13 protein-coding genes and 1 pseudogene are annotated in these 14025 nt (G+C 68.8%); 6 read left to right on the top strand and 8 right to left on the bottom strand.

Annotated features, from left to right (window positions below):
• Position 1: 1 nt before the first annotated feature.
• The 6 genes from AC2XR2_RS28125 to AC2XR2_RS28100 all read right to left on the bottom strand — a co-directional run bounded on the left by AC2XR2_RS28125 (position 2) and on the right by AC2XR2_RS28100 (position 7185).
• Positions 2–394, bottom strand: a complete 393-nt coding sequence (locus tag AC2XR2_RS28125) for a cytidine deaminase (protein ID WP_491516627.1) — start codon at positions 392–394, stop codon at positions 2–4.
• Positions 391–1674: an ABC transporter permease gene (locus tag AC2XR2_RS28120; RefSeq protein WP_381297289.1), complete on the bottom strand. Its 1284-nt coding sequence runs from the start codon at positions 1672–1674 to the stop codon at positions 391–393. The genes AC2XR2_RS28125 and AC2XR2_RS28120 overlap by 4 nt, the downstream gene beginning before the upstream one ends.
• Complete coding sequence (locus tag AC2XR2_RS28115; protein WP_449351771.1) at positions 1674–2801, bottom strand: ABC transporter permease; 1128 nt, start codon at positions 2799–2801, stop codon at positions 1674–1676. The genes AC2XR2_RS28120 and AC2XR2_RS28115 overlap by 1 nt, the downstream gene beginning before the upstream one ends.
• On the bottom strand, positions 2798–4366 hold the full coding sequence (locus AC2XR2_RS28110; RefSeq protein ID WP_330269628.1) for an ABC transporter ATP-binding protein: 1569 nt from the start codon (positions 4364–4366) through the stop codon (positions 2798–2800). The genes AC2XR2_RS28115 and AC2XR2_RS28110 overlap by 4 nt, the downstream gene beginning before the upstream one ends.
• A gap of 221 nt (positions 4367–4587) precedes the next feature.
• Positions 4588–5649 carry a BMP family lipoprotein gene (locus AC2XR2_RS28105; RefSeq protein ID WP_381297293.1) on the bottom strand — a complete coding sequence of 354 codons (1062 nt, stop codon included), beginning with the start codon at positions 5647–5649 and terminating at the stop codon, positions 4588–4590.
• A 315-nt stretch (positions 5650–5964) separates the two neighbouring features.
• On the bottom strand, positions 5965–7185 hold the full coding sequence (locus AC2XR2_RS28100; RefSeq protein ID WP_381297530.1) for a M20 family metallopeptidase: 1221 nt from the start codon (positions 7183–7185) through the stop codon (positions 5965–5967).
• Between the two features lie 535 nt (positions 7186–7720).
• On the opposite strand from AC2XR2_RS28100, the gene AC2XR2_RS28095 reads away from it, so the two are divergent.
• Entirely contained in the window at positions 7721–8134 is a 414-nt protein-coding gene (locus AC2XR2_RS28095) for a hypothetical protein (protein WP_491516626.1), read from the top strand.
• 98 nt (positions 8135–8232) lie between these two features.
• Here the strand turns inward: AC2XR2_RS28095 and AC2XR2_RS28090 are convergent, their stop codons facing one another.
• Positions 8233–8985: an SDR family NAD(P)-dependent oxidoreductase gene (locus AC2XR2_RS28090; protein WP_381297296.1), complete on the bottom strand. Its 753-nt coding sequence runs from the start codon at positions 8983–8985 to the stop codon at positions 8233–8235.
• 120 nt (positions 8986–9105) lie between these two features.
• Between AC2XR2_RS28090 and AC2XR2_RS28085 the strand changes: the two genes are divergently transcribed.
• A complete protein-coding gene (locus tag AC2XR2_RS28085; RefSeq protein WP_491518514.1) occupies positions 9106–10056 on the top strand; it encodes an AraC family transcriptional regulator in 951 nt (316 codons plus the stop codon).
• 144 nt (positions 10057–10200) lie between these two features.
• Positions 10201–10970 (top strand): annotated as a pseudogene (locus AC2XR2_RS28080) (transposase family protein); the annotation flags it as partial.
• 420 nt (positions 10971–11390) lie between these two features.
• On the opposite strand, the gene AC2XR2_RS28075 reads toward AC2XR2_RS28080, so the two are convergent.
• Positions 11391–11795, bottom strand: coding sequence for an ATP-binding protein (locus tag AC2XR2_RS28075; protein WP_491516625.1), 405 nt, complete (start codon positions 11793–11795; stop codon positions 11391–11393).
• Between the two features lie 199 nt (positions 11796–11994).
• Here AC2XR2_RS28075 and AC2XR2_RS28070 point away from each other — a divergent pair, with 199 nt between their 5' ends.
• Genes AC2XR2_RS28070 through AC2XR2_RS28060 form a run of 3 tightly spaced genes read left to right on the top strand, consistent with a single transcriptional unit; the run spans position 11995 to position 13767 of the window.
• Positions 11995–12846, top strand: a complete 852-nt coding sequence (locus tag AC2XR2_RS28070; RefSeq protein WP_381297302.1) for a helix-turn-helix domain-containing protein — start codon at positions 11995–11997, stop codon at positions 12844–12846.
• Positions 12847–12853: 7 nt separating this feature from the next.
• The gene (locus AC2XR2_RS28065) at positions 12854–13054 is read left to right on the top strand and encodes a DUF397 domain-containing protein (RefSeq protein WP_123762689.1); all 201 of its coding nucleotides are present in this window, start codon (positions 12854–12856) and stop codon (positions 13052–13054) included.
• 53 nt (positions 13055–13107) lie between these two features.
• Positions 13108–13767: a class I SAM-dependent methyltransferase gene (locus AC2XR2_RS28060; protein WP_491516624.1), complete on the top strand. Its 660-nt coding sequence runs from the start codon at positions 13108–13110 to the stop codon at positions 13765–13767.
• Positions 13768–14025 lie beyond the last annotated feature (258 nt).

The following is a 14025-nucleotide window of genomic DNA, read 5'->3' as shown; positions in this document are numbered from 1 at the left end:
ATTACTTGGTGAGGTGCTCGGGCCCGAAGGCCTGCGGGAGCATCTCGGAGAGCGGCAGGATGCCCGCCGGGGTCTCCAGGAGGAGCTCGGCGCCGCCGAACTCGTAGAGCAGCTGGCGGCAGCGTCCGCAGGGGACGAGCACCTCGCCCTTGCCGTCCACGCAGGTGAAGTGCGTGAGGCGGCCGCCCCCGGTGTTCTGCAGCTCCGAGACCAGACCGCACTCGGCGCACAGGCCGACGCCGTAGGAGGCGTTCTCGACGTTGCAGCCGGTGATCGTACGGCCGTCGTCGACCAGGGCGGCCACGCCGACCGGGTAGCCGGAGTAGGGGGCGTAGGCCCGGGACATCGCGCCCCGGGCCGCTTCCCTGAGCGCGCTCCAGTCGACGCCCGTCACTTGCCCTGCCCCTTCCGGTAGCGCATACCGTCCGCCTTGGGCATCCGCAGGCGCTGCGCGGACAGCGACAGCACCAGCAGGGTCACGACGTACGGGGTGGCGCCCACGAAGTCGCTCGGGACCTCGTCGGTGACCAGGTACCAGACCAGGACGCCCGCGGCCACCAGGAGGCTGATGCCGCCCTGCCAGTGCGCCTTCTTGTACAGCTTCCAGCCGGCCATCGCCAGCAGCAGCACGAACAGCAGGAGCAGCAGCGCGTGGACGGTCTCGCCGCCGTTGCGCAGCTGGAGCGCGTCGGAGTAGCCGAACAGGCCCGCGCCCATGGCGAGACCGCCCGGACGCCAGTTGCCGAAGATCATCGCGGCGAGACCGATGTAACCGCGGCCGCCGGTCTGGCCTTCGAGGTAGGTGTGCGAGGTGACCAGTGCGAGGAACGCGCCGCCGAGGCCGGCGAGGCCGCCGGAGACGGCCACGGCCATGTACTTGTACTTGTAGACGTTGACGCCGAGGGACTCGGCGGCGATCGGGTTCTCACCGCAGGAGCGCAGCCGCAGACCGAACGGGGTGCGCCACAGCAGCCACCAGCTGCCGACGAACAGCGCGATCGCGAGGACCGTCACCACGGACAGGTCGGTGACCAGGCCGCCGAGGATGCCGGCGATGTCGGAGATCAGGAACCAGTGGTGGTTCTCGATGGAGTGCAGCCCGCTGGACAGGCCCGGGACGTCGAAGTTGGGCAGCGAGTCGACGGGCGGGGACTGCTTGGGGTTGCCGCCCGCCTCGGCCGCCTTGCCGTCGACGAAGAACAGCTTGGCGAGGTACTGGGTGGTGCCGAGCGCGAGGAGGTTGATCGCGACACCGGAGACGATGTGGTCGACGCCGAAGGTGACGGTGGCGACGGCGTGCAGCAGGCCGCCGACGACGCCGAAGCCGACACCGCACAGCAGGCCGAGCCAGGGGCTGGACTGCCAGCCGATCCAGCCGGCGCCGAAGGTGCCGAGGATCATCATGCCTTCGAGGCCGATGTTGACCACGCCGGACCGCTCGGACCACAGACCGGCGAGACCGGCGAGGCCGATCGGCACGGCGAGGCTGAGGGCGGCGGAGACCTGGCCCTCGGAGGTGAGCTGGTCGGAGCCGGAGATGACCCGGACCGCGGCGATGAGCAGCAGCGCGCCGGCGACGATCATCAGGATCTGGCCGAGCGAGCGGCCCGACCGGGTGGCGGTGTCCGCCTTGGGGGCCGCGGGGGGCGGCGTGTCGGTCATCGTGGCAGTCATCACGCCACCTCCTGCTTCTGGGTCCGGGTGGCGGCCTGGGCGGCGAGCTCGGCGCCGACCCGCTGCTGCTGACGCTTGAGCCCGTAACGGCGTACGACCTCGTAGGCGATGACGACGCACAGGACGATGACGCCCTGGATCACGCCGAGGATCTCCTTGTCGTAGCCCTCGAACTCCAGGTGGTTGGTGGTGCGCTCCAGGAAGCCCCAGAGCAGGGCGCCGAGCGCGATGCCGACCGGGTTGTTGCGGCCGAGCAGGGCGATGGCGATACCGGTGAAGCCGATGCCGACGGGGAAGTCGTTGCTGAACTGGTGGCTGTCGTTGAGCAGGGTCGGCATGCCGATCAGGCCGGCCACCGCGCCCGAGATCACCATGCTGGTGGCGACCATCTTCTTCACCGAGACACCGCTCGCGGAGGCGGCGGACTCGGACTGGCCGACGGTGCGCAGGTCGAAGCCGAAGCGGGTGCGGCCGAGCACGAACCAGTAGGCGATGCCGACGATCACGGCGATCACGATGAAGCCCCACAGCTCGCCCGCGGCGCCGGTGTCGATCTGGAAGAAGTACGACGACTCCGGCAGCGGCTTGGTGGAGACGACGGTGCCGCCGGCCTGGAGCTCGGCGAGCTTCCCGGGCTGGAGGAGGTAGGCGATGATCGCGGTGGCGATCGAGTTCAGCATGATCGTGGAGATGACCTCGCTGACCCCGCGGGTCACCTTGAGGACGCCCGCGATGGCCGCCCACAGGGCGCCGGTCGCCATGGCGCACAGGATGATCAGCGGGATGGAGATCCAGCCCGGCGTGGTCAGCGCGCCACCGAGGACGGCGGCGAAGAACGCGGCGATGCGGTACTGGCCGTCGACGCCGATGTTGAACAGGTTCATCCGGAAGCCGATGGCCACCGAGACACCCGCCAGGTAGTACGTCGTCGCCTTGTTGAGGATGTAGACCTGGCTGTCGCTGGCGGACCCGTAGGTCAGCATGTCGCTGAAGGCGGCGCCCGGATTCTTGCCGGTGGCGAGGATCACCAGGGTGGTGACGACGAGCGCGGCGACGACCGCGAGCAGCGGGGCCGCGATGCCGAGGAGCAGCCGCTCCTTGTCGATGCGTTGGGTCAGCTTGTTCATCGGGCGTCCTCGTCGTCCTCGGCGGAGACCGCTGCGGAGTCGTCTGCGGAGCCCTCTTCGTGCTCCAGGTGGCCGGTGGCGGCACCGGTCATGGCGGAGCCCAGCTCCTCCGGGGTGATGGTGGCGGGGTCGGCGTCGGCGACCAGTCGGCCGCGGTACATCACCCGCAGGGTGTCGGACAGGCCGATGAGCTCGTCCAGGTCGGCGGAGATCAGCAGCACGGCCAGGCCCTCGCGGCGGGCCTCGCGGATGTGGTCCCAGATCGCGGCCTGCGCGCCGACGTCCACACCGCGGGTCGGGTGGGCGGCGATGAGCAGCTTGGGGGCGTGGCTCATCTCGCGGCCGACGATCAGCTTCTGCTGGTTGCCGCCGGAGAGGGAGGCGGCGGTGACGTCGATGCCGGGGGTGCGGACGTCGTACGCCTGGATGATGCGCTCGGTGTCGGTGCGGGCGGCCTTGATGTCGAGGAGCTGGCCGCGGGAGTTGGGCTTCTCGGTGACATGGCCGAGGATGCGGTTCTCCCACAGCGGGGCCTCGAGGAGCAGGCCGTGGCGGTGGCGGTCCTCGGGGATGTAGCCGACGCCGGCCTCACGGCGTTGGCGGGTGGGGACGTGGGAGATGTCGGTGCCGTCGAGGGCGATGGTGCCGGCGTTCAGGGCACGGATGCCCATGATGGCCTCGACCAGCTCGGACTGGCCGTTGCCCTCCACACCGGCGATGCCGAGGACCTCGCCCTTGTGGATGGTGAAGGAGATGTCGTCGAGGATGATCCGCTCGACGCCGTCGAGGTCGGTCTGGGCCAGGCGCAGGCCGTCCAGCTTGAGCAGCGCCACGTCGGTGACCGTGGACTCCTCGGTCTCCGGGGTGGGCAGTTCGCTGCCGACCATCAGCTCGGCGAGCTGCTTGGTCGTGGTGCCGGCCGGCTTGACGGTGCCGACGGTGGTGCCGCGGCGGATGACGGTGATCTCGTCGGCCACGGAGAGGACTTCACCGAGCTTGTGCGAGATGAAGATGACCGTGAGACCTTCCGCCTTCAGCTCCCGCAGGTTGTCGAAGAGCGCGTCGACCTCCTGCGGCACGAGGACGGCGGTGGGCTCGTCGAGGATCAGCGTCTTGGCGCCTCGGTAGAGGACCTTGAGGATCTCCACGCGCTGGCGGTCGGCGACACCGAGCTCCTCGAGGAGGACGTCGGGGCGGACGTTCAGGCTGTACGCGTCGGAGATCTCCCTGATCTTCGCGCGGGCCTTGGCGCCGATGCCGTACAGCTTCTCCGCGCCCAGGACGACGTTCTCCAGGACGGTGAGGTTGTCGGCGAGCATGAAGTGCTGGTGCACCATGCCGATGCCGCGGGCGATGGCGTCGGCGGGGGTGTGGAAGGTGACCGTCTCGCCGTTCACGGTGATGGTGCCCTCGTCCGGCTGCTGCATGCCGTAGAGGATCTTCATCAGGGTGGACTTGCCGGCACCGTTCTCACCGCACAGGGCGTGCACGGTGCCCGTGCGGACGGTGATGTCGATGTCCTTGTTGGCGACGACGCCGGGGAATCGCTTGGTGATGCCGCGCAGTTCGACGGCAGCGGGAGGGCTGGACGCGTTGATGGCGCACTCTCCTCGGGGAAAAGGGGCTGCGTAGGGGAGGGCAGGCGTCGGCGACGCTAGCGCGGCAACTCCATGCTACACGCGTAGAGTTGACACATTGTTATGGCTCGACGAGGGGGTTGTCGAGGCCCCCTCGCCGAGCCGGGGTCCGGCCGTAACCGTGAGGTCAGCCGGGCTTGACCATGAGGTCAGCTGGTCTTGACCTTGATGGTGCCGTCGACGATCTTCTTCTTCGCGGCGTCCAGCTGCGGCTGGATGTCGTCGATGAAGCCACCGCTGGTGGAGAGGCCGACACCGCCCTTGGCGAGCGAGTAGAGCTGGTTGCCGGTCAGCGGCTTGCCCTCGTGGACGGACTTGATGAAGTCGTAGACGCCGACGTCGACGTTCTTGACCATCGAGGTCAGGATCGAGTTCTTGAACTTGGCCAGGCCCGGGATGTTGTACTGGTCCGAGTCCACGCCGATGGCCCAGGCACCCTTGACTCCGGAGACGGCCTCGATCGAGCCGTTGCCCGAGGAGCCGGCCGCGGCGTAGATCACGTCGGCGCCGTTGTCGAGCATGCCGGACGCGGCCTCCTTGCCCTTGGCGGGGTCGGCGAAGCCGGAGAAGTCCGAGCCGTGGGTCAGGTACTGGACGTCGACCTTGACCTTGGGGTTGGTGTCCTTGACGCCCTGGGCGTAGCCCGCCTCGAACTTCTTGATCAGCGGGGTGTCCACGCCGCCGATGAAGCCGACGTGGTTCTTCTTGGTCTTCAGCGCCGCGGCGACACCGGCAAGGTAGGAACCCTGCTCCTCGGTGAAGGTGATGCTGTCGACGTTCTTGGCGTTGGCGACCGCGTCGATGAGGCCGAAGCTGACCTTCGGGTACTTGGCGGCGACCTTGTCGACCGAGGTGGCGTAGGAGAAGCCGACGGCGACGATCGGGTTGTAGCCGGCGTCCGCCAGGTCGGTCAGGCGCTGCTCGCGGTCGGCCTCGGTGTCGGAGCTCTTGGCGGTCAGCTCCTTGAGGGAGCCGCCGAACTCGCTCTTGGCCTTGTCGGCACCGCGCGCGGCGGAGTCGTTGAAGGAGCGGTCACCACGGCCGCCGACGTCGTAGGCGAGACCGATCTTGATGCCGCCCTTGCCGCCGTCCGAGGACGACGAGGAGGACGAGCTGTCGTTCTCCGAGGAGGTGCTGCCACACGCGGTGGCAGTCAGTGCGAGAGCTGCGGTCGCGATACACGCAGCGGAAAGCTTGGCTACCCGGCGCACGGGAGGCTCCTTCACCTGACCTGAGCGCCTTGTCGGCGCTTCATGTGAGCACCATGCCAGTGCTCGGGCCTGTACGCCCCTGCGGCGTTGGCTTCGCGGCATCGTAACGCGCGTAGATGTCGGAAACAGACCTCTTCCGAAGCCGTTATCGATTCGAGGCAAACAGCGTCTGAACTGAGGGTCTTCGGCCTTCGCACACCTGGATTGCGAAGAGTGCACGATTGGCTTACGAGCATGTTGCGCCGGGCGGCGGAACGGCCCCCGAGGGGGCCGTTCGTCTTCGTGACGGTGGGATCGGAGACCGTCAGGGTGGGATCAGAGGGCGGCGTCGAGGAGGGCCGCCGCCGTGAACATCTCCACGCCCACGGTGATCGCGGACTCGTCGGCGTCGAAGTCGCCCTGGTGGAGGTCGCGCACGGTCCGCTCGCCCGGCGTGCGTACGCCGAGCCGGGCCATGGCGCCCGGCACCTGCTGGAGGTACCAGGAGAAGTCCTCGCCGCCGAGGCTCTGCTCGGTGCTCTCGACGGAGTCGGCTCCGCGCCGGGCGGTCATGGCCGCGCGGATCAGACCGGTCACCTCGGCGTCGTTGACGACGGGCGGGACACCGCGCACGTAGTTGATCTCGGACTTGGCCCCGTGGAGGTTGGCGACCTCGTCGATCGCGGCCACGACCACGTCCGGGGCCTGCCGCCAGGTGTCGAGGTCCAGGCAGCGCACGGTCCCGGAGAGCTCGGCGTGCTGCGGGATGACGTTGGGGGCGTGCCCCGACTCGATGCGCCCCCAGGTCACGGCGAGCCCGGCGCGGGTGTCGACGCGCCGGCCGACGATGGCGGGCACGTCGGTGACGACGCGGGCGGCGGCGGTGACGAGGTCAGTGGTGAGGTGCGGCCGGGCGGTGTGCCCACCGGGTCCGTCGAGGGCGATCTCCAGCCGGTCGCAGGCGGAGGTGATGGCACCGGTCCGCAGCCCGATCTTCCCGGCGTCGACGCGGGGGTCGCAGTGCACGGCGAGGATCTTGCCGACCCCTTCCAGCACCCCGCAGTCGATGGCGTCGGCGGCGCCGCCGGGCAGCACTTCCTCGGCGGGCTGGAAGAGCAGCCGCACGGGCCGGGGCAGCAGCCCCTGCTTGTCGAGCTCGGCGAGGACGAGGCCGGCACCCAGCACGACGGTCGTGTGCACGTCGTGCCCGCAGGCGTGCGCCCGATCGGGCACGGTCGACCGGTACGAGCACTCACTCTTCGTGTCCGGGATGGGGAGCCCGTCGATGTCGGCGCGCAGCGCGAGCATGGGCCGTCCGCCGTCCCACTCCCCGATGTCACACACGAGCCCGGTCCCGACGGCGAGCACGCGGGGCTTCAGCCCGGCCCGCTCCAGCCGTTCCTTGATCGCCGCGGTGGTGCGGAACTCCTGGTTGCCGAGCTCCGGGTGCATGTGCAAGTCGCGCCGGAAGTGGACGAGTTCGGCGTGCAGCGCATCGCTCAGCACGCCGGGGAGCAGTGCTTCCCCGGGCAGATCGACCTCGGACTCCAGTGACATCAGTTGCTTCACCCTCTAAAGGGTAGGACGCCGGGGCGACCAACCGACCCGAGATCAACAAAACTTCAACCCTCGGTGGGCAGAAAATTTGGCCGCTCGACGCATGGATGTGTTTTGGCGTGGGTAGGAACCTCTTTTCCCACACATACCATGCTGCGCTTACCCCCGGCGGTTCTGTTCATCTGTCGAAACAGGATCGGGACGGGGCGGGGGCGAGGCGGGGGCTGCGTGCCGGAACGGTCACAGCCGGATGCGGGGCGTGATGCCGCAGGTGAGCGGTGGAGTGAGCGGGGCAACCCGTACATCGGCGGCCTCCCTCTGTCGACTGCGTCACTCCGGATGGCGCCCGGCGGGGACCTGCCCGAACACTTGGATTCACCTGCCCGACTGCTGGTCGTCGGCAGGGGTCCACGGTGAAGATCGTCTGACATGCCGGCCGGAGTCGTTGTCGGGTTCTGCTGCGCCGAGGACCCGTGCCGCTCTTACTATCCGTCACCGGGTTGGGGCAGGGGGATGTCGCGGGGAGGGCGTGGGCATGCAGGAGCTGGAGCTAATCACGGCTCGCCGGAGTGAACTGGACACGCTGGCCGAGGAGTTGGCCAAGCAGCTGGCGGAGGTCCAGGCCGAGCGGGAGGAGCTGCCGATCGCCGAGCGGGTCCTGAACCGGCCGGCCGAGCAGGACCGGGCCGCGGCGGAGGCCGCCGCGACCGTCACCCCGACTCCCGCCCGGGTGGCGGGGCGGGCGGTCCTGCTGGTCCCGCACCGCAGCGAGAATCCCGACAATGCCGCCCTGCCCGCTGACTACCGCAAGATCCTGGCGATCGTGCGGGCCGCCGACGGCCCCGTCCGGGCAAGGGCGGTGGGCGAGGAACTGGGCCTTCAGGAGACGGTGCGCGGCAAGCCGGAACCGCTGCGTGCGAAGATGACCAAGCTCGCCGACCGCGGCTGACTGCGCAAGCGAGGCAACGGGCCGTTCACCGCACGCTCCTGGTAGTAGCGGCATGGAGCCTGGAACGCTTCAGGTGCCACCCACCCTGTGGTGCCTGCTCAGATCTGGTTCGCGCCACCGTCGACGTAGATGTTCGCGCCGACGACGTAGCTGCTCTGTTCCGAGGCCAGGAAGGCCACGACCGCGGCGGCCTCCTCGGGCTGACCCATGCGGCCCTTGGCCACGGTCGCGGCGACATTCTCCTTGACGGCCCGGGCGGTCTCCTCGTCACCGAAAGCGGCGGTACCCCCGGGAGTCTCGATCCATGCCGGCGAGACCACGTTGACCCGGATGCCACGGTCCTTGAGCTCGTTGGACCACGTCCGCGCGAAGGACCGGACGGCCGCCTTCGACGCCGCGTACGCGCCGAACGCCTCTACTCCGCGGTCGCCGGCCGTCGAACCGACCAGGACGATCGAGGCTCCGTCGTTGAGCAGCGGCAACGCCTTCTGCACGGTGAACAGGGTGCCTCGGGTGTTCACCGCGAAGGTCTGGTCGAAGTGCTCCTCGGTGGTCTGTTCCAGCGTCATGAACGAGCCGATCGCCGCGTTCGCCACGAGCACGTCCAAACCCTTGCCTCGCGCCCGGACCGCCTCGTAGAGCCGGTCCAGGTCTTCCGGCTTCGCGATGTCGCCGACGACCGCGGTGGCCCGGTCTGCTCCGATGGTCTTGACGGCGGCCTCCAGTTCGGCCTCGCGTCGGCCGGTGACGAACACGTACGCGCCCTCGTTCGCCAGCCGTACGGCGGTGGCCAGACCGATACCGGTGCTGCCCCCGGTGACCACTGACGTCTTGCCTTCCAGCTGCCCCATGTGGGTGTCTCCATCACTGTCTCGATGCCGATCCGTTCGACATCGATACTGCGGGAGATCGGGGATACTATCCATAATGCAGAGTCCAGGGTTCTTTACGTATCGTCCAGGGGGTCGTCGGTGCTCGGATTTCAGGATCCAGTGGCTGACGCGATCGGCCTGCTCCGGCCCCGCACGGTGATCGGGCCCAGTCTCCGGGCCGCGGGAGAGTGGGCTTTGCGCTTCGACACGTTCTTGCATGTGCGGATCGGGGGCCTCGTACGCGGCACGTGCTGGTTGATCCTCGAAGGGCACGAGCCGGTGCTCCTGCAGGAGGGTGACACCTTCATGCTGGGCAACCCGCCGCCTTACGTGCTGGCCGGCACGCTCGACGCGAGCCCGCGCCCTGCGGAGCAGGTGTGGGCGGGTGCCGAAGACGGGTTCGTGCGGATCGGCCCCAAGGCCGAGGAGGACCTCTACCTCTGCGTCGGGCACATCGCGTTCGACGACCAGAACGCGGCCCTCCTGACCGATCTTCTGCCGCCGCTGGTGATCGTCCGCGTGGCCGATCCTCATGGCGGGCAGCTCGCGCAGCTGATCGATCTCCTGGCCACCGAGGTCTCGGTCGCCGCCGCCGGCGGCCCACTGGTGCAGAACCACCTCGCACAGATCCTGCTCGTGCACATGCTGCGTGCTCACGCCGGTCAGACAGACCGGCCCACCGGCTGGCTGGGCGCCCTGAACGAGGACGGCATCGGGGCCGCCCTGCGTGCCATGCACGCGGACGTGGCCCACTCCTGGAGCCTCAAGGAGCTCGCCGAGATCAGCCACATGTCGCGTTCCGCGTTCGCCCAGGCCTTCAAGAGCCACGTCGGGGTCCCGCCGTTGGAGTACCTCATCCAATGGCGCATCAGCCTCGCGCGCGACGCCCTCGCCCGCGACTCTCTGTCGATCTCCGAGCTCGCACGGGCCACGGGCTACCTGTCCGAGAGCGCGTTCAGCACAGCGTTCCGCCGCGTGGTCGGCTCATCACCCGCACAGTTCCGGAGCCAGGCACGACAGCCGGCGCACGCAGCCGCGAACGGAAGCTGAAGGAGGCGTCCTGTGCTCAACTGCGCCGCTCACACCGGCGACGAAGACACCAGCACACCGCCCGCCGACACCACTACCAGCGACGCGGACACATGTCTTGAACGCGTCTTTCGTACCGGCGGTGCCGCGGTAGATCGACGGCAGTCGAGCGCCACCCTGAACTGGCTCGCCGGCCTGATACGCGGCCACCTGAAGAAGATCGGCTCGCGGTGGCGGGCGCTGCCCGCGGGAAAGATCGCGGGCATCGTGCTGGCGGTACTGCGCTGTGACCAGCGGCCCGGCGACCTGGCCGGCGGCAACCAGATACACCGAACCACCGTCACCCGGTGGGTGAGGGAAGTCGTCGGCCTGCTGGCCACCCGCGCCTCACGCCTGGACCGCACCCTGAAGAAGATCACCCGAACAGGCGGCGGAGTCGTACTGCTGGACGGCACGCTGATCCGCACCGGGCGCAGGACCGGGAAGGAGAACCGGAAGAACTACTCCGGCAATCACAAGGCCATGGCCTGCTCGTGATCGCGCTCACCGACGACCAGGGCCGGCTGCTCTGGGTCTTCGCGGCCCTACCCGGACGCACCTCGGAGATCACCGCCTGCCGCCACAACCGGCTCACCGCCAGGCTGCGGGCGGCCGGACTCGGGGCCATCGCCGACCTGGGCCTCGTCGGGCTCGACGACAGCGGTCCCGAGACCGACCCGGTGGCGATCACCGGTTACAAGGCCGCCCGGAACCGGCCCCTGACCCGCGGCCACAAACTGTCCAACACCGCACTGGCCGCAGTCCGAGCACCAGTCGAGCACGGCTTCGCCCACCGCAAGAATTGGCGCGTACTCGGCAAGGTCCGCACCGACCCGACGTGGGCGACCGCCCTGGTCCGGGCCCTGCTCGTCCTCACGAACCGCGAAGTTTCCCGGTTACCGACGATCTTCACCGAAGGCATCCACCCACGACCAGCACGAGCATCCCGAACCCCGCGCACACCAGACCCGTGACCAGTAACTTCACGATGCACACCGCTCACTGAGCCCCCAACCGTGCGCACCCGCGGTCCGCCCGCCCCGGCCCCCCACGAGCGGCTCGCCGCCGAACCGGCCTCAGTGGACGTAGCACGCGACCGCGCACCCCACAGCCCGGCCCACGCCTCGACCGCCCCAAGCATCAGCCCACCCGGGCCCCCGCCCTCCTCGGCCGCCCGCTCGCTTCTCCCCCGTGCTGGAGTGAGCCGAGTCAAGGGTGGCCCGACGGGCCATCGCCGAAGGCGACGCGCAAGCGCCCTTTACTCGGCTCACGGAAGCACGACACTGCCAAGGAAGCGGGCGGTCCCAGGGCCACGACTAGGCAGCCCCCAGCTCACACCAGACAAACTTCCCCCGGTTCCCGTGCCTGGCCAACGGCTGCCACCCCCACAGATCAGCGCAGGCTTGGACCAGCGCCAGCCCCCTCCCACCCTCCTCCCCCAGCAGATCCGACTCCTCCGGCGGCTCGGGAGGCTGAGGATCCGCATCCCACGCCCCGATCCGCAACACCCCCGCCGACCACCGCACCCGCAACGCAGCGGGCCCTTTCGTATGCCGTACGGCATTGGAGACCAGCTCCGCGGCGAGGAGCTCCGCGGTGTCGACGAGGCGGATGAGGCCGTGCATCGTCAGGATGAGCCGGAGGGTACGGCGGGCGACGGTGACGGCTCGGGGGTCGTTGGGGATATACAGCGTGTACTCCCAGGGTTCACTTTCAGGCATGGGTCAACTCCGGTTCGGTTGAAGGCGTTTGGGGGCGGTGGCGGTGCCGCGTCCGTCACAGCATGACGAAGCGGTGCACTTCCGCAGAGTGTGCGTTGCATCACCGACGGTAGGGATTAGCGTTTAGGTTTCGCAAGCTGATCCCGTAATCTGACTCCGAACGAGCCGCGCCCTTCCGGCGCGTCGGAAGGAGCACGCGATGGCGTTGAGGCGCGACCCGACCGCACGTCAGATGCGCCTGGCTGTAGAACTGCGCAGGCTTCGCGAAGCGGCAGGGCTGACGAACCGCCAGGCAGCCGACCTGCTGGGAGTGAGTACCGCGCAGGTCAGTCAGATCGAGTCGGGCGTCGCGGGAGTGAGCGAGAAACGCCTCCGGCGCCTGGCCGCTCACTACTCCTGCGCCGACAGCGAGTTGATCGACGCCCTGGCGGCCATGGCGACCGACCGCACCCGCGGCTGGTGGGAGGAGTACCGGGGGCACCTGCCCACGCCGTTCCTGGATCTCGCCGAGCTGGAACATCACGCCACATCCCTGCGAGAGGCCCAGTTCCTGTATATCCCCGGCCCGCTCCAGACAGAGGACTACGCCCGCGCTGTGTACGCGTACAGGGTTCCCGAACTCCCTCACGAGGAGCTGGAGTTGCGGGTCCAGCACCGAATGAGACGCAAGGTCATCCTGGAAGGTCCCGCCCCCAAGCCGTACGAGGCCGTCATCCACGAAGCGGCACTGCGCATCATGGTCAGTCACCGCGCCGCGTCACGAGCCCAGCTCGCCCGGGTCGTACAGCTCTCCGAGGCGGACCACATCACTGTGCGCGTCATCCCGTTCGACCTCGAGGACTTCGCCGGCGCCGCGAGCGCGATGACTTACGCGGCAGGATCCGTACCGAATCTGGACACCGTGGTACGGGACGGCCCCCACGGCGCCACCTTCATCGACTCCGAAGCCCAACTAGCAGCCTATCGAACGCTCTTCCGTAAAGTGGAAGCTGTCTCGCTGGACACCGCGCAGTCGCGTGACTTCATCCACAAGCTGGCGAACGAGTTGTGAGGAACCCATGGGCACCCCCGACAACTGGCGGAAGTCGTCCTACTCCGGCCCTGGCGACGGCGACTCCTGCGTCGAGATAGCGAACTCACCCACCCACATAGCTATCCGCGACTCCAAGACCCCGACCAGGGCCACCCTCACCTTCCCGCCCGAAGCCTTCGCACCGTTCCTCGAAGCGCTGAAGTCCCCGCACCGCACCCCCCGGTGACCATCAGGGAAACTCCACACACCACCCCGTGACGCCCCACTAGGGTGCAGCCCGTGAACGCCGAGACCCCCGACTTCATACGGGCCACCCGCACCGCGTACGACACGATCGCCGAGCCCTACACCGCGCAGTTCTCCGACTGGGCCGGCATCCCCACGCTGGACAGAGCCCAGATCACCGGATTCGCGGAGTTGGTGAAGGAGCAGGGCAAGGGCCCGGTGGCCGACATCGGCAGCGGCCCGGGACACGTGACCGCGGCGCTCCACGCAATCGGTGTCCCGGTCTTCGGCGTGGACGTCTCCCCGAAGATGGTGGAACTGGCTCGCCGGGCGCACCCGGACCTCCGCTTCCACGTGGGCTCGATGACGTCGCTGGACCTGCCGTCGGAGACGCTCGGCGGCATCACAGCCCTCTACTCGATCATCCACGTCCCCGACGACCACCTCCCCCAGGCCTTCGCCGAGTTCCACCGCGTCCTCGCCCCCGGCACCCACGCCCTGATCGGCTTCCAGTACGAGCCCGGCGGCACCCACATGCACCTCGACGAACGCTTCGGCCACAGGATCTCCCTCGACTACTGGCTCCGCGCCCCGGAGGCGGTGGCCGAGCCGCTCACCAAGGCAGGCTTCGAGGTGATCGCCCGAGTCCTCAGGGAACCGCTCGACGAGGAAAAGCTGTCCCGGGCCTACCTGCTGGCGAGGAAACCGGCGTAGGACGGCTTCGAGCACGCCGGAAAGGTAGTTCCGAGATGCGTAAGAATCAATCTACGTAAGAACGGATCTACCTTAAGGCGCGATCGACCTCATCGGCGCGGACCGCAAGTGGCCCGCGAACCAGCGTTTCGGCCACCACGATTACGACGCCCTCGTCCGGGACTGCTCGCCGTCCCCGGTCCCGATCCCGACACCCGCGAGTCGCGATCTCACCCTGCGGAATCGACAGCCTGGCAGCCCCCGATAGCCGACCGGCCA

The organism is Streptomyces sp. LS-MS-L19 (genome assembly GCF_058382285.1).
Note: the sequence above shows the minus strand (reverse complement) of the source record. Positions and strands in the feature narration are given on the sequence as shown.